The following is a 15,715-nucleotide window of genomic DNA, read 5'->3' as shown; positions in this document are numbered from 1 at the left end:
CAGGAATATCGCAACGCGGCCCGCCGCAGACCGAGCGCAAGGACGATCCACCCGACCCCGTCGACGGACGCCCAGTACCGTCATGGTGATACCCACAACGAGCAGGACCGCCCAGAGCGAACCGGGAGCTTCGGCGCGGTTCCGTCGTCCCGTTGCCGTCGCGACCGTTGCGACCCCCTCGCCATCGGTACCCTCACACGACCAGCCGGCACCACCACCCGAGATTCACCGGCTGGCAGCCGTCCAAGAGTGTTCCCCGGTGCCGGGCCCGCATGCTTGGAGAGCGGCATACTGCATCCATACCGGCCGGGTCGCACATGCGGGTGGAGGTGGGGTGGCAGTCCTGTCCGGTCACGCATATGGCCACGTCATCGTCTGTGGGCTGAACAACCTGGGCTTCAGGATCGCCGAGCAGCTGCACGCCGCCGGGGTGCCGATCATCGTCATCGCGGGACGTGACATCGCTACGCTGCGGCGCCGGCTGGACCGGTGGGGAGTCCCCGTCCTCCTTGACCAGGCGCATACGGGCGAAGCGCTGCGCCAGGCATCGATCACCGGCGCGGACGCGCTGATCGCCTGCCACGATATCGACCTCGACAACCTTGAGACGGCCCTGGTCGCCACCGAGATCGCGCCCGAGCTGCGCGTTATCGTGCGGGTCACCAATGCCCAGCTCGGCGACCAGCTCGGCGCGGCTCTTCCCACGGCACGGGTGCTGAACCTGGCGGAGAAAGCCGGCCACAGTTTCGTCGAAGCATGCATCAGGTCCGATGTGCGACATGCGTTCCGCCTCGGACCGGAAGTCTTCACGGTGGTGGACGTCCCGGTCAGCTCGTCCGGAGCGTTCCGGCAGATCTTCGGAAACCTGACACCGGTCTCGCTGCGGCGACCGGGTGAACGACTTGCCGAGCTGTGCCCGGATCGGGATACGGTGATCACACCTGGTGACCGTCTCGCTCTGCTCGGCAGGCTGGGGGATTTCGCCGACAACGGCGTGCGGGTGGTCGGCGCGCACGACGCCGACACGCTCGCAGACCTTTCGGTGCACCATGCCGACCCGCCGTCGGGTCGAATCCGGCGGCGTCCCCTGCGCACCTGGGCACGCGACGTCGCCGTGACCACGGCAGCCGAGTTCGACCGTCCGTTCCGGATCGCTCTCGGCGCCGTACTGGCGATCATGGCTATCAGCACGCTGGTGCTCTCACTGACCTATGTCGACAACGACCCCACCGCGCCGGCCGACTTCAGCCCTCTCGACGCGCTTTACCTGACCGTCGAGACAATGGCTACTGTCGGCTACGGCGATTTCAACTTCGGCGCAGCCGGCCAGTGGCTGCAGGTCTTCGGCATCGTCCTGATCCTGATCGGTGCGCTGTCCATCGCGGTCGTCTACGCGTTCATCACCAACGTGATCATCAGCCGTAGATTGGAACGGGCGATCGGTCGAGGACGCGCAACCACCGCACGTGACCATGTCATCGTCTGCGGGCTGGGTTCCGTCGGGCTCGCGACCGTCGAAGGTCTGCTCGCCGCCGGACGCGACGTCGTGATCGTCGAACGCGACGAGAACAACCGTTTCCTGTCGGTCGTCCGGGACCTCAAGATTCCGGTCGTGTTCGGTGACGCCACGGTTCGCGCGACGCTGATGGAGGCCGGGCTCGCCCGGGCAACCACACTCGCCGCCTTGACCAGCGACGATGTGGCGAACCTGGAGACGGTGCTGTCCGCGCGGGAGGCATTCAAAGATCTTCTGGATGGCCGTCGGCGTAAGCGCAGGTGGCGTAAGCCGAGAGCCGACTCGCCCAGAACCAAAACCAGAACCGACGACGACACCGGAACCGACGACGACACCGAACGCGGGCTCAGAGTGGTGCTGCGCATCTTCGACACCACCCTTGCCGACGAGGCCGAACGCCGGTTCGCCATCCACACGGCCCGAAGTGCCTCCGCCCTGGCCACGCCGTGGTTTGTCGGAGCCGCCCTCGACTACGAGGTTGTCAGCACCTTCTACGTCGACCGCACGCCCTTCCTGGTCGCCCGGATCACCGTCGCCGCCGGCGGCGGGCTGGACGGACCGACCCTGCAGGAACTGTCGACCGGCACACGGATGCTCGCGGTCGCCACATCATCGGAGTACGACGGCACCGTCGACCGCGCGCCGAACTACCGGCCGACCCGACACACCCGGCTGCGGCCAGGTGACGAAGTGCTCGTCGTCGGCCCGACCGCGCAGATCATCGACACGGTCAGCCGAAACCAGCGAGTCGGCGGAGATCGCCATACGGCCTGGTCATGACGGCGGGGCAGGGAAGATGGTCCTGTCCGAAAGACGTGCAGCCGCGTCCGGGGTCACCACGCCGTCGACGCGCCAGATCTGCCAGGTGCCGACACCACCGCCCGTGTCGTCGCCCCACTGACCGTCGAGACGGACTCCGGCGCCGCTGCGGACGACCCGGAACTCGACCCAGCCGGTGCGGACCGGTGGGAGGCTGATCGGCCCCTCCGCCCATCGGGCGCGGATCGTGTCACCACGGAGAGTCCCGGACACCCGTCCGTTCTCATAGTCGTAGATCATTCGAAAGTTCGCACCGTCCACCGCCACGAAGTGCTCGTGGTCGCCGCTACCCCAGGTGCCGGTCCAGTGGCCGCCGAGAGAACCGACGGCAGGAACAGGAGAGCCTGTGGTGGGAGAGCCTGTGGTGGAAGTGACCCTGGCGGGGACCGACGATGCCGCACCCGCCACGAGCACACCGGACCGGCTGTCCGAGTGGTCTGACCCGCTACTCGAGAGCACCACCCCCACAGCGGCGACCAGCACGACGGCCGCCAGGGCGACGGATGCGGGCAGCCACCATCGTCGGCCGTTCCGGTCCGGCGCAGACCTGACAACCGGGAACTGCCCCACCGGGAACTGCCCCACCGGAGGCTGGTAGTGGCCGGGCCCGGCACCACCGGGCACTCCGAGCATGTGCAGCAGCTGACCGACAGAGGGCCGGTGGGCGGGATTCTTGCGCAGGGCCGCGGTGACCGCCTCGCGCAGGGGCGGGTCCAACGCCACCATGTCGGGTTCACCATGCACAACCCGATAGGCGATCATGTGCGGCGGGCCGTTGCCGAACGGCGCGTGACCACTGGCCGCGTAGGCCATGACCCCGCCCCAGGCGAACACATCCGAGGCCGGGGTCGCGCCGTCGCCCATGTGCTGCTCGGGCGCCATGTAGCTGCCCGTTCCCACCACCACTCCGGTGGCGGTCAGCCCGGCGGACGCCTCCATCGTCCGGGCGATCCCGAAATCGATCACCCGGGGACCCATCCGGGACAGCAGGACGTTGCCAGGTTTGAGATCACGGTGGACAAGCCCCGCGCCGTGGATCGCGGACAGGGCGGTCACCATCGCGACGGCAAGCTGGTCCAGTTCGGCCTTGCGCAGCGGCCCTCCGGAGCGCACCGCCTCCTGCAGGGTCGGGCCGTCGATGTACTCGGTCACCAGGTACGGCGGTTGAGCGGTGACGTCGACGTCGAGAACCTCGGCGGTGCAGAACCGGGGAACCCGGCGCGCATGGTCACCCTCGTGACGGAAGCGGAGCAGGAAGTCCTCGTCCCGGGCGTGCCGGGAGGCCACCACCTTCACCGCGACGAACCGGCCGTCGGGAGCCTGGCCGAAATAGACCACGCCCATGCCGCCCTCCCCCAGGCGGCCGAACACCCGGTACGGGCCGATACGGTGCGGATCCCCGGGCATCGGACGCACCCCGGCCGGCAGCTGCGGGACCTCACCGCCGTACGGACCTGAGGCGTCGAGCTCCTCGCCACGGCCGTTCATAAACCAGACTCCTCGTCCGCGCGCCAACCGTTCACCACGGCGTCGTCCTCACCGCGTCGTCCTCACCGCGTCGTCCTCACCGCGTCGTCCTCACCGCGTCGTCCTCACGCCGGCATGATTATTGGGAAGTATGGCCTGCATGACGACAATCATCGACGCGTGGATGCAACATCCGACGCTTCGGTTCCTGCGGGACGACATGTTCGCATCTCTACGTCGCTGGACGGGTACGGCGAAACCGACGGAGGAACCGTCACTGGACTGGACGATCGCGGCCATGGACGAAGCCGGGATCGCGCGCGGGCTGGTCTGCGCCTGGCACGGCCCGGACGGACCACTGATCTCCAACGACGAGGTCGCCGCCTTCGTCTCCGAGTACCCCGATCGGCTCGCCGGGATCGCGGCCGTCGATCTGCGTTACCCGGTTGCCGCCGTCCACGAGCTCCGCCGAGCCATTCATGATCTGGGTTTCAAGGCGCTGCGGATCGTGCCGTGGCTGTGGACCCTGCCGCCCAACGACCGCCGTTACTACCCGCTGTACGCCGAATGCGTCGAGCTGGGTATCCCGTTCTGCACCCAGGTCGGCCACACCGGGCCTCTGCGTACCTCGGAGACCGGCAGACCCATCCCATATCTCGACGACGTGGCCTTGGAGTTCCCGGAACTCATCATTGTCGGCGGCCATATCGGCTACCCATGGACCACAGAAATGATCGCCCTGGCGACGAAATACCCGAACGTCCACATCGACACCTCCGCCTACGCCAGCCACCGCTACCCCTCCGAGCTGGTCGCGTACATGCAGGGACAGGGCCGCTATAAAGTGCTGTTCGGGACGAACTACCCGATGATCACTCCCAGGCGGGCGCTGGAAGGACTGGACGGCCTCGGTCTTGACGCGCAGGCACAGGAGATGTTCCTGGCCGGAAATGCTCGACGAGTGTTCGCCATCTGACTGCCCGGCCCACAATCCCGAACCAACCTACGATCCCGAAGATCGATCTGGCCACCCACGCCGGGTTACGGATCCGGTAGGACGCTGGGCACCTGGACGTGGTAGCTCCTACCGGCCGGACTGGTCCAGTCATGCCCACCATCCGCAGCGGCGAGCTTCCACCCACCTTCATGCTTGGCCCTGTGATGCCGCCTGCACAGAGCAGCCAGATTGTCGGCGTTGATTGGACCGTCAGGGTAGCGGATCACATGATCCAGATCGCAGCGGACAGCGGGCTGGCCGCAGTGCGGAAACGAGCACCGCTGATCACGTGCGATCACGAACCGAGCCAGATCCGCCGGCGGCCGGTAGACCGTCCGCCCGTAGTCCACCAACCGGCCGGTCACCGGATCGGTCAGCAGCCGGCGCCAGACACCGTCGGCGGCGACCCGACGCGCCACCTCCGCCGTCACCGGCCCGTACCCCGCCAGCTCACCCGGCGCGTCGTCCACACCCAGCAACGTGGTCACGGCCACCGTCACCTGGATGTGCGGCCGGGCACCATGGCGACTCGGCAACTCGGGCCTGGCCAGTGTGGCTGTGGCCAACCCGACCAGCGCATCCGCCCGACGCGCATCGATACCGTCCGGGTTGTGGTGCTGGCGGTCGGGATCGGTGGGCTGGTGGGCCAGCGCGTCCACCGCCGTCCATACCGTCGCTGCCTCCTCCGCCGACAGCACCGCGTGCAGTTCCGCCATCCCATCCCGCGCCGGCCACAGCTCCACCCGACGTTCCACCCGGGCCTGCTCATGCCGCTCGCCCGCGCTCACCGGATCCGCGGCGAGTACCGCCCGACGCAGACACCGCCGCAGCTCCGCCAGGCTCTGCCCCGACGCCCGGCCCAACACCCGTGCCTGCACCGCTGCGGCCGTCCGATCATCCAGCTCGTCGAGCGCGGCAACGATCGCCGCCGCCTGTACATAGCTGATCGACCCCTCCGTCAACGCGGACCAGGTATCACCCAACCGGCCGTCCAACGCCCGCGCGACCTGTAGCCGCCGATCCGCCGTCACCGGCGACAGTCGCAATGCCGCCGCCACCTCCTCACGAACCCAGTCGTCCCCACCACCCGACACCGCCTCGTCGTCCACGGACGGGGAAGCCGGACCATCCGGGCTGGCCGCGAGCACCGCCAACACCCGCTGCTGACCTGCCGCCACCCACGCGGCCACCTGCTCGAACACCACCAGTAGATCCACCTGCTGCGAATGTGACAGCAACCCCGGGTCGACCCCGGCCAGCACACCGATCACCCCCGGACCCGGCGGCGACGTTCTCAGCCACCCGACCAACACCTCAGAATCAAGATCGACACAGGCGGCGCCGCCCGCCGCGTCTCCCGCGACGCCTTCGGCCATCCCCATCACCTCCCACCCCCGGAACCGAACGTATGTTCGACTATAGCCGATAAATCCAAGAAATGCCGAGAAGCACCAGATACCCGAATGACGAGCCCAGTCGGCAGGGCGGCCCTCGAACCGATCGCCGCTGATCGCCGCGATCGCCGCTGATCGGATACGCGCCTACCGGGAGTCCCTGGCGCGGCAGGTGGACACCTGCACCGATCCCGTCACCGATCCGATAGAAGGTACGGATCGACAGCTCACTGGAAGCCGGCTCCTTCCTCGTCCCCGTACTGACGCCAAGTTTTCCTCAGCACGCAGTGCCGCCGGATCGCGAAGGAGCTTGCGGCACGCCAGTACGCCGACTGGCGGAACCTGCGTTTCCAACAGCTGACCGATCCCGACGCCCGCCGGGCCCTGGTGTTGAGCGTCTGCGCGCTGAACGATCCGATGTTCAGCGGGAATGCCGCGACACTCGACACCCTCGGGAAGGCGGTGCGTGCACACCTCGACACCCTAGGTGCTATGGCCAAGCATGCCGCACGAAAAGCCGAGGGGACGAAAGCTCAGGCCGCCAAGATCGCCGAGCGAAAGGCTCGGGAATCCGCGGCGGCACAGCAGGCCATCGATGATGCCCACGAACAGCATGACGAGGCAGAAACGAACAGACGGACGGCGGAAACGGACAGACGGGCCGTTCAGATCAGCGGCCGCCGAACAGGCCGCCCCGGCCCTGATTGCCGAACAGGCCGCCGAGGGCTCCGCCCAGACCTCCGGGGATGCCACCCGGAAGGCCCCCGCCGCCGTGCCCCTGACCGCCGTGCCCCTGACCGCCCTGGTGGCCGTGCATCTCGTTACCGGCGAAACCGCCCTCGCCGAGCCCGAAGTGGCCGCCGAGGCCGGCACCGGCAAGCGCGTTGTAGGGCGGGAGCAGCTCACACGGCTGGACGATGACATAGCCGTCCCCGGAGAACTGCATCTGCCAGCTCTCACCGGTGTTGCCGCGCGGCTTCCACACCGACGACGAGGTGACCGCGGCCTGCATCGACACCTGCAGGCTCGACGACCAGCCCACCACCGCGTCCGCGTCCGCGAAGTAGTAGTTCTGCGGGGTCACCCGCATGACCAGCGGAGCGCCCGACGTCACCAGCGCGACCTTGCCGTTCCCGGACAGCTCCACCTGGTAGTTACCGGCCCCCGCGATGGACACCTGGGAGTCGATGCGGACGATGTCCCAGCGCAGGTCGATGTCGAAGGCGAGCACGTTCTTGCCGTCGACCGTCAGCCCGTCGCCGGCGAGGTCGAGGATGTGGACGTCCTGGGCCTGATGGGCGAGGAAGACCGTTCCGCCGCCGGAGACCTTCATCAGGTTCAGGCCCTCGCCCTCGCCGAACAGCGAGCGGACGTGGTGACCCCAGCCTTCCCACTGCCCGTCGAAGTTCGCGCCGCCCTGGTAGGCGACCATGGCGCCCTTGCGCGCGTAGAACTCCTTCATGCCCTCCGCGCCGAGGGTCGCCTTGAGCATCTTGCCGTTCTGCAGGGTGAAGCGTTCCCGCGCCTGCACCTCAGGATTGTCGAGCAGGCTGCTGCGGATCCCGCCCGGTGCGCCACCGGGCGGATATCCACCGGGGGTCCCGCCGGGCGGTGGGTAGCCGCCGGGCTGGCCGCCGGGCGGTGGGTAGCCGCCGGGCTGGCCGCCGGGGAAACCAGGATGGCTCATCGTCGAATCCTCTCACCCACGCACCGGGTCATCCACGCACCGAGAAGTTCGGTCGTTCGTCCTCGCTCGGCTGCACCACGACGAAACCCTGCCCGGAGAAACCGAGCTGGAACGCCTCACCGGAACCGCGGCCGATCAGCCCACCGAGCCGGGCGGTGCGCCGCGGCTGGACCTGCAGCCCGTCGGTGTAGGCAACCAGCGCGTCGGTGTCGACGAACGTGGGCGCCTCCCGGGTGTCGAGCATGACCGGGTTGCCCTTCGAGGTCATCGCGACCCAACCATGACCGCGGATGACCACGTTGAACATGCCCATCCCGGACAGCATGCTGACGCCGCGGACACGTTCGATCCCCCACTGCAGGGTGGCGTCGAACGCGAGGATGTTCTTGCCGTTGACCGACAGGCCCTCGCCGGCGAGCTGGACGACGATGACCTCCTTGCCATAGTCGGCCAGGTACAGCAGGCCCTGGCCGACGGCGGTCATCAGCGGCACGCCCTCGCCGGTCGCCCAGGACGAGGCCATCCGGCGCAACTGCGGCGGCTGCGGGTTGAAGTCGATCAGACCCTCATAGGCGATCATCGAGCCGACCCTGGCGAACAGGTCCTGCCCAGGCTGCATGACCACTTTGGCGATCTTGGAGCCATGCCTGCTCATCCGGTCCATGATCTGCGTCTGGCCGAAATGGTCCATCAGTGTTCCCTGCACGGAAAGCTCCCGCCCGCTCAGACCTCGTACGGCTGGACGACCACGAAATGACCCTGGAATCCCATGAACTGCAGCGCCAGGGATTCACCGCTGCTGCCCGCGTAGATCTGCCGGGAGATACGCACCTGGGTCGACACGCTCACCCGCATTCCGGACGTCCAGGCCACCAGGGCGTTCATGTCGGCGAACGTCGGCCCGGCAACGTTCAGCGTCATCGGCGCGCCCTTGGTCATCACCACGATCGAGCCCTGACCGGACACCTCGAAGTGGAAAAGGCCACCACCCGGGATACCGGGGCTTTCAATACGCTTGACCTCGGTGTGCAGGGTGCTGTCGAACGCCAGGATGTTCCTGGTGCTGATGCACAGCGACTGGCCGTTCAGCTCGACGATGTGCAGATCACCGGCATCATGGGCGAGGAAGACCTCTCCACGGCCCTTGCAGGTCATGAGCTTGAGTCCCTGGCCGGTGAGTTTGTTCTCCAGCATCCCGCGCAGACCGGCGCTCTTGTAGTCGAAGTCGACGTCGCCCTGGTAGGCCACCATCGACCCACGCAGCGCAAGCACGTCCGGGCCCTGGCCAAGGGTGACCTTGACCAGTTTGCCGTTCTGCTGCGTCCAACGGCCAGCGGTGGGGACCTCGCGGTAGGGGCTCAGGCTGTTCATCGCACCCGGCTGCACCGGCTGGGCCTGGGACGGCAGGACCTCAGCCGGGCCGTACCCGCCGGATGCCTGCTGGCCATACCCAGGTTGCTGCTGGCCATAACCCGGCTGCGGCTGGCCGTAACCGGGTGGTTGCACGGGTACCGGTGCGGCCGGAGGCGCCACGGGCTGCGCGTACGCGGGTGCTGATGCCGAGGGAACGGATGGCGGTGATACCTGGGATGGCGGTACCTGGGATGGCGACGGCTTGCTGTAGGCCGGGCCGGTCGCGACGGGTGCAGGCGGCGGCGCGAAGGTCTGCGTGGCGCCCAGAGGCGGGCCGAAGCCGGTCGATGCGGCCGGCGCCAACGGCGGGGCCGGTTCGTCCTCCACGTCGCCGCCGAAGGAGCGGATCAGCTCGGCAAGCCCGCCGGCGAAGCCCTGCCCGACCGCCGAGACCCGCCAGACCCCCTTGCGGTACAGATCGCAGATCATGACGGCGCGTTCACTGGTGAAGTCCGCTCCGGTGAACGCGTACCGCATGACCTCGCTGCCCCCGACGACGATGCGGAAGTAGCCCGAGGAAATCCCCGACGCCGCTCCGGCTCCGTCGATCGCCGCGCAGAACGCCAGCTTGTGGATGCTCGCGGGCACCTTCTCCAGGGTCACCCGGAACGACTGGGTGTCGCCGGCCTGCTCACCGAGAAGCTGAACGGACTCCTCCGGCGACTTCGGCTGGTTGAAGAAGATGAAGTACCGGTCGTCGGACAGCTTGTCGTTCGCGTCCAGTCCGAAGCAGGAGACGTCCCAGGTCAGGCCGGGAGCGTTGAGCGCAATGCCGATGTAGAGGTCGGTGCCCGGGGTGACCGCGGACAGTTGACTCTTCTGCCCCCGACTGAACTGCTGGACCACCGCGCTCCCCTTCACCCTTCACGTCGACCTGCCCCGAGCGACGTGATCGTAACCCGTCGCTCCACCGCGGGCGGACCTGAGCAAACTAGCAGCCCCCTCGCGCGGGGCCACAGGCCGATGGGGACGCGATGGGGACGCGACGCGGCCGCTCACGAGTCGCGACATGCCCCGCGTGTAAGCACCCACGGGCGCGAATGGATGCCGCCCGGTCGCGCTGCGGGTCGATACGGCGTTCACTGGGGTCATGAGGTATGTCGATGGAGTAACGACGAAGAAGAAGATCTCCGTGATCGGTTTGGGTGCGTGGCAGTTCGGCTCACGGGAGTGGGGCTATGGCGCCGCCTACGCCGCCAGTGAGGCACCGGCGATCGTCCGACGGGCGGTCGAGCTCGGCGTGACGTTCTTCGACACGGCGGAGGTGTACGGGTTCGGGCGCAGCGAGCGGATTCTCGGCGGCGCGCTCAACGAGGCCAACGCGTTCGGGACCTCCTTCGTCGCCACGAAGATCTTTCCGGTGCTGCCGGTGGCACCGGTCGTCGAGCAGCGCGGGGTGGCCAGCGCCAACCGCCTTGGCGTCCGACAGATCGACCTCTACCAGGTACACCAGCCGAATCCACTGATCCGGGACACCACCATCATGCGGGGCATGGCCTCGCTCCAGCGGGTCGGCCTCGTCAGCGAGGTCGGCGTGAGTAACTACTCCCTGGAACGGTGGCAGGCCGCCGAGGAGGCCCTCGGCGCGCCGGTGCTGTCCAACCAGGTCGAGTTCAGCCTGCTGCGACCACGGGCCGAGACGGATCTACTTCCCTACGCGATCAAGAACGACCGTCTGATCATCGCCTACAGCCCGCTCGCGCAGGGCCTGCTGTCCGGTCGTTACACCCGGGAGCACCGCCCGTCATCGCGGGCGCGCGCGGCGAACCCCCTGTTCCTTCCGGGGAACCTGGACGCGGCACGGCCGGTCCTCAATGTCCTGCGCGATGTTGCCGCGGGCCACAACGCAAGTCCCGCGCAGATCGCGCTGGCATGGGTGATCCGGCATCCGAACGTGGTAGCGATCCCCGGGGCCGCGAACGTCGCCCAGTTGGAAAACAATGTGGCAGCCGCCGACATCGAGCTGACCGAGGAGGAATACGGCGCGCTGAAGACGGCATCCGATGCCTTCGAACCGACCGTCGGGCCCCGCGCGACCGTCACAGCGATCCTGCGTGGGGGCCTCGGTCGATCCTGACGGCATCCTGAGCGGCCAGGTCGGCCAGGTCGGCCAGGTCGGCCATAATCACAGGTCGGGATCCGGGATCCGGGATCCGGGTCAGCCGTGATCCGGTCGGGTGGGATCGGGGCCGGACATGACGTGGAACGGCGGGCAGACCGCGGAGGAGTGGTAGGCCGCCGCCTCCAACGCAAGGCGCACCCGGGCTTCCGGCTCAAGGTTCGCGCTGCCGAACAGGGATCCCAGCGCGAACTCCTCGCCGCACCCGACCGCGTCGTACAGGTCGATGCTGCGTCCGATCTGGAAGTCGGAGTCGATCCGGTACAGCCGGCCACGGATGCCCACCAGGAACACCCCGCCCGCCTCCGACCCCGACTCGTTACGGGCGTAGCCTCCGGCCCGCAGACAGTCTCGTACCGCGGAGATGAAGTCGGTAGCCATGAACCGGTCGATGTCCCAGGTCTGCGGGACGGGTGGGATCAGGCTGTACCGCAGCAGCTGACCCATTCGGAACGACGAGGTGAAACCCATGATGAACTCGCTGTTGCGGAAAACCTTGGTGTCGGCGCGCACGGTGATGGAGTAGCCGGCGACACCGGCACTGTCACCACCAATGATCACTCTGCCATCATGCTCAAGACCGACGATGCAGGTCACAGCCGTGGATCGTATCCGGTTGATACACGAGGTGTCCGACAAGCGCCGGATCAGCCTGGTCACGGCTGTTGTGACCCTATCGGCCGATCACGGACCGTAACGGACCGGCGATCACGGGCAGACGATCACGGGCGGGCGAGGACGGACACCCCGCAGCCCCCTTCTCCGTCCGGGGGCAGGATGCCGAGCTGCGTGCTCACCTCCGTCCGGAAGCGCATCCCCGGCAGCCAGAAGTCATCCGTGATGGCGAACCGTTCACCCATCGGGAACGACCCACCCGGGTCCTGGTTCATGCGCAGGGCGCGAGCCCGTCCGAGGATCGCCACCGCATCCTCCTGCACCCGGAACCCGATCTCCGGGATGTCCTGCGGCCACATGGCGTCGAGGATGTCGTCGTCGAACGCGCAGGCCGCACCCCACCAGCTGTCCCAGCCCGGGAGCCCCTTCCCGAAGTACACGGCGTACCGGTCGGCCCAGTGGCCGTACACACCCATGGCGTAGGCGGATGAACCAATCTCCCGGCCCAGGTCGAGACCGGCCACGGACGCGAAACCCAGGAACTGCCACCGCCGGACCGGCCGGGCCGCGAGCCAGCCCACGCACGAGGTCATCACCTCCCACTCGTCGGCCGAGAAGTCCGCCAGCTCCGCGTCCGGACGCGGTACCAGAACGCTCACAGTCACCTCCACGACGTCGAACCACAGATCACCGCCGTGGGCCTCGTCCGGTGGCCTGGCCCCGAGCCAGCACCGCCGGCCCTGCCAGATGCCCGACGTCCGAGATGTGGTCACCCATCGCTCGCCCGCGTCGAGATACAACCGCAGCAGCTCCGCTTCGGCCAGTTCACCATTCCGCGACAATCCGTGTACGAGCCCGGGGGACGCCGACCCGGCTTCCCCCCATCGGCGCAGATGCTCGGCGAACTCCACGTCCAGTGCGTTCGTCATTCTCCGTCTTCTCTCCGGCCCGGGTCCGCTCCCCCGGTCATGGCGGTTCCCCCGGTCATGGCGGTTCCCCCGGTCATGGTGGTTCCCCCGGTCATGGCGGCCGTCCACGGGAAAGGCACCGGATCGCCGTCGGGAATCCCTGGCTGACCTGTCGTCCGGAACAGCGCCGCCTCGCCATATGTTTCGGCGCGGCGTCCCCGGCGGAAGACCACCCGGCCGTCGGATCCGCCGATCACATACGACCCGTCCGGCAGTTCACGAACCGGTCTCGTGAGGATGAAGTCCTTCGCCATCAGCAGTGGCAGCGGTTCATCCGGATGATGGGTGAGGGTGGGTATCTCCTGGATGCCGACTTTGATCGCCGCGGCGAGCAGCACATTCTGTATAGTGATTTTCGTCCCGTCGGGGAGCCCTACCACGTGGAGGGGTTCCCCGGTCCACCCATACCTCTTCAGGCGTTCCGCCACATTCCCGACCGACCACCGCTGAAGATACGAATCAGCCATCGGGCTCAGCCGCCCTTCAACGCGGCCACCGGCCGACGGTCGATTACCTCGTTCGGCTTGTCGCCTTCTTCTGGATCTATCACGCCGAACTGGGAGGACACGGCCGTACGGAAACGAACACCCGGGGCCGGGAAAGCCTCCGCCAGATAGGGGTAGTCGTCGGTATGACCCTCCCAGGGGTGACCCTTCATCGCGTCAGCCCGCTCGACCACGATCCAGGCACCCGAATTCTCCTCACCACCCAGCTCGGGTGCGTCCTCCTGCCACAGCTCGGCTAGTTCCTCGGCCGGGAAAGCCTCCTGGGCAGGCTCCCAGTAGTCCGCGTCACAGGTCCCCTTTCCAAAGAAGAGAGCAATGTCCCAGGCCAGGACAGGGGACACTCCTGACACCGGAGCGGACGGCGACACGCTCTCGGTGTCGATCCGCAGGTCACGACCGGTCAGGAGGGAATACCCGACCGCCTGCCAGACCGCCATCTGACGAACGGAAATCCACCCCACAAAAGGAGTTGACCGTTTCATAAAATGCGGAGGAAGCTCAGCGAGTTCCGCAAGATCTGGAAAAGTTCGTGGGATCAGTATCATCAGCGATACCTCCACCGGGTCGAACCACAGATCACCCCCGACAACCTCGCCCAGAGCCGGCGGATACCAGCCCAGCCAGCACCGGCGGCCACGCCAGAACCCGGCCGACTCTGGCGCGGGTACCCACCGTTCCCCACCGTCGCGGTGGGCGAGCATCAGGTCATGCTCCAGTCGCAGCCCGCGCGAGCCCAACGCGACAATCAGCTCGTCCCGGGCACTTTCGCTCGCCAGATCCCGGAGATAGTCGGCGAAGAGTTCGGAAAGCACCGGCACGACCGAGGTTTCGCAGTGGATTTCCATGTCCTAACCTTTTGTCTCGATCCTCGGCGGTTCCAGACGCCCCAGCAGCGGGAACGGCGAGCCGTCCGGGTTGTTCGGCTGTCGGGCTGTTCGAAATAGCGCCGCCTCGCCCCACGTCGACGGCTCATCGTTTCGCCTATGTAGAATTCTGCCCTCCGTCCCGCCTCGAACTAAAGTTCCGTCCGAAAGCTGGTGGATATTATGTTCCGGTTTAAATGATATCGCTTTTCCGCGTTTTATTGGGAATGGTTCGTCCGGGTGGTGGCGTACCGTCGGGATCTCCTGTAATCCCGCTTCCCGCGCGGCCAGGACGCGACGGTTGTCGATACTCAACAGCGACCCGTCGGGAAGCTCGACGATATCGATGGGGTCTCCTTTCCACCCTCCGGTCCGCATACTTTTCACCAGATCATGGTATTCTATTCCGTCCCGTGTCTGCGAACTGACCCATTCCTGGCTGAACCGCAGGGTATGCGGGTTCTCCAGGCTGTGGACCGGCGGGGTCCATCCGCGGGCGGCGTCACGGGCCGCGCGGGCGTCCGCTCGCAGAATCCGCGCGCCGGTCCCGCCGGGAACGTCGCCGACACCGGCCATGGCCAGCGTCGGTGACGGGAAAAGGTCGGGGATGCCCCTGAGAATCGTGGACGTGTAGGCGCGGGCGCCGCGCAGGTTCGTGGCCATGGCGGCGAGGCGGGCGCGGCCGGCGTCCACGGCACCGTGGGCGAGGGCCGCGCCCCCGCGAAGGATCCCGGTGAGGGCCCGGCCTTCGCGCAGAGCCTGCCCGGCTCCACGAAGCCCTCGGGCGAGCCCGCCGACGGTGGTGAGCCCCCGGGTACCGGGGATGCAGTCGAGTAAGGCGAACCCGACATCCCACAGCCCCGTCTCGCCGCGGCCGTACTTCAGCAACGTGTCGGCGAGGACGACGAGAGCGGCGGCCAGCACCACCCACGCGACCGGCCCGCCGATGACGAGCGCGACCACACCCAGCACCGCAACGGTGATCTTCGCGACTCCGACGGCGACATGCCAGACCGTCCCCGCGCGTTCCTTCAACCCTTCCCAGGACCACCAGTGCCGGTTGCGGATCCCCGCGTGGGAGGCGTCCCTGATCGTGGACGCGCAGGTCGCCGCCGCGTCCTCGCGCATCCGCCCGGCGGCGAGCGCGAGGCGGCGGGCCGCGTCCAGATCGTCCTGCGCGGCGTGGACGGAGTTACGTGTCTGGTCGAGGCGGAGCTGCGCGGCCTGGCGGTCGCGGATCGCCTGTGTCACCTGCGCCGGATCCGGCGGCGGAACCTCCGCCGTCGAAGCGGGGAAGGTGGCGAAAGCGGGGAAGGCCGAGAAACGCGGGGTCGAGGCGGTTGCCGTCGTC

13 protein-coding genes are annotated in these 15,715 nt (G+C 67.7%); 3 read left to right on the top strand and 10 right to left on the bottom strand.

Annotated elements, in window-relative coordinates; genetic code table 11:
- Positions 1-334 precede the first annotated feature (334 nt).
- Positions 335-2,296: a potassium channel family protein gene (locus NBW77_RS07915; RefSeq protein WP_250279502.1), complete on the top strand. Its 1,962-nt coding sequence runs from the start codon at positions 335-337 to the stop codon at positions 2,294-2,296.
- On the opposite strand, the gene NBW77_RS07910 is transcribed toward NBW77_RS07915, so the two are convergent.
- A complete protein-coding gene (locus NBW77_RS07910; RefSeq protein ID WP_131747171.1) occupies positions 2,291-3,823 on the bottom strand; it encodes a serine/threonine-protein kinase in 1,533 nt (510 codons plus the stop codon). The genes NBW77_RS07915 and NBW77_RS07910 overlap by 6 nt on opposite strands.
- 139 nt (positions 3,824-3,962) lie before the next feature.
- Here NBW77_RS07910 and NBW77_RS07905 point away from each other — a divergent pair, with 139 nt between their 5' ends.
- Positions 3,963-4,778, top strand: coding sequence for an amidohydrolase family protein (locus NBW77_RS07905; RefSeq protein ID WP_131747172.1), 816 nt, complete (start codon positions 3,963-3,965; stop codon positions 4,776-4,778).
- Positions 4,779-4,843: 65 nt separating this feature from the next.
- On the opposite strand, the gene NBW77_RS07900 is transcribed toward NBW77_RS07905, so the two are convergent.
- From NBW77_RS07900 to NBW77_RS07885, 4 genes are all read right to left on the bottom strand, one after another.
- On the bottom strand, positions 4,844-6,175 hold the full coding sequence (locus NBW77_RS07900; protein WP_165486150.1) for an HNH endonuclease signature motif containing protein: 1,332 nt from the start codon (positions 6,173-6,175) through the stop codon (positions 4,844-4,846).
- Positions 6,176-6,863: 688 nt separating this feature from the next.
- Complete coding sequence (locus tag NBW77_RS07895) at positions 6,864-7,880, bottom strand: AIM24 family protein (protein WP_131747174.1); 1,017 nt, start codon at positions 7,878-7,880, stop codon at positions 6,864-6,866.
- 28 nt (positions 7,881-7,908) lie between these two features.
- A complete protein-coding gene (locus NBW77_RS07890) occupies positions 7,909-8,586 on the bottom strand; it encodes an AIM24 family protein (protein WP_131747175.1) in 678 nt (225 codons plus the stop codon).
- 17 nt (positions 8,587-8,603) lie between these two features.
- On the bottom strand, positions 8,604-10,139 hold the full coding sequence (locus NBW77_RS07885) for a TerD family protein (protein WP_131747191.1): 1,536 nt from the start codon (positions 10,137-10,139) through the stop codon (positions 8,604-8,606).
- 286 nt (positions 10,140-10,425) lie between these two features.
- On the opposite strand from NBW77_RS07885, the gene NBW77_RS07880 reads away from it, so the two are divergent.
- Positions 10,426-11,370, top strand: coding sequence for an aldo/keto reductase (locus tag NBW77_RS07880; protein WP_502799452.1), 945 nt, complete (start codon positions 10,426-10,428; stop codon positions 11,368-11,370).
- Positions 11,371-11,451: 81 nt separating this feature from the next.
- Here NBW77_RS07880 and NBW77_RS07875 read toward each other — a convergent pair whose 3' ends face one another.
- The 5 genes from NBW77_RS07875 to NBW77_RS07855 all read right to left on the bottom strand — a co-directional run.
- Positions 11,452-12,009 carry a hypothetical protein gene (locus tag NBW77_RS07875; RefSeq protein ID WP_131747177.1) on the bottom strand — a complete coding sequence of 186 codons (558 nt, stop codon included), beginning with the start codon at positions 12,007-12,009 and terminating at the stop codon, positions 11,452-11,454.
- 125 nt (positions 12,010-12,134) lie between these two features.
- Positions 12,135-12,956: a hypothetical protein gene (locus tag NBW77_RS07870; protein WP_131747178.1), complete on the bottom strand. Its 822-nt coding sequence runs from the start codon at positions 12,954-12,956 to the stop codon at positions 12,135-12,137.
- Entirely contained in the window at positions 12,953-13,375 is a 423-nt protein-coding gene (locus NBW77_RS07865) for a hypothetical protein (RefSeq protein ID WP_131747179.1), read from the bottom strand. The genes NBW77_RS07870 and NBW77_RS07865 overlap by 4 nt, the downstream gene beginning before the upstream one ends.
- Before the next feature lie 92 nt (positions 13,376-13,467).
- Positions 13,468-14,346: a hypothetical protein gene (locus NBW77_RS07860; protein WP_165486151.1), complete on the bottom strand. Its 879-nt coding sequence runs from the start codon at positions 14,344-14,346 to the stop codon at positions 13,468-13,470.
- 3 nt (positions 14,347-14,349) lie between these two features.
- Positions 14,350-15,715 (bottom strand): ParB/Srx family N-terminal domain-containing protein (locus tag NBW77_RS07855; protein WP_250279501.1); only part of this gene is annotated, 1,366 nt, incomplete at its 5' end.

The sequence above is a fragment of the Frankia sp. Cppng1_Ct_nod genome (assembly GCF_920656135.1).
In the GTDB taxonomy this organism is placed as follows: Bacteria; Actinomycetota; Actinomycetes; order Frankiales; family Frankiaceae; genus Protofrankia; species Protofrankia meridionalis.
Note: the sequence above shows the minus strand (reverse complement) of the source record. Positions and strands in the feature narration are given on the sequence as shown.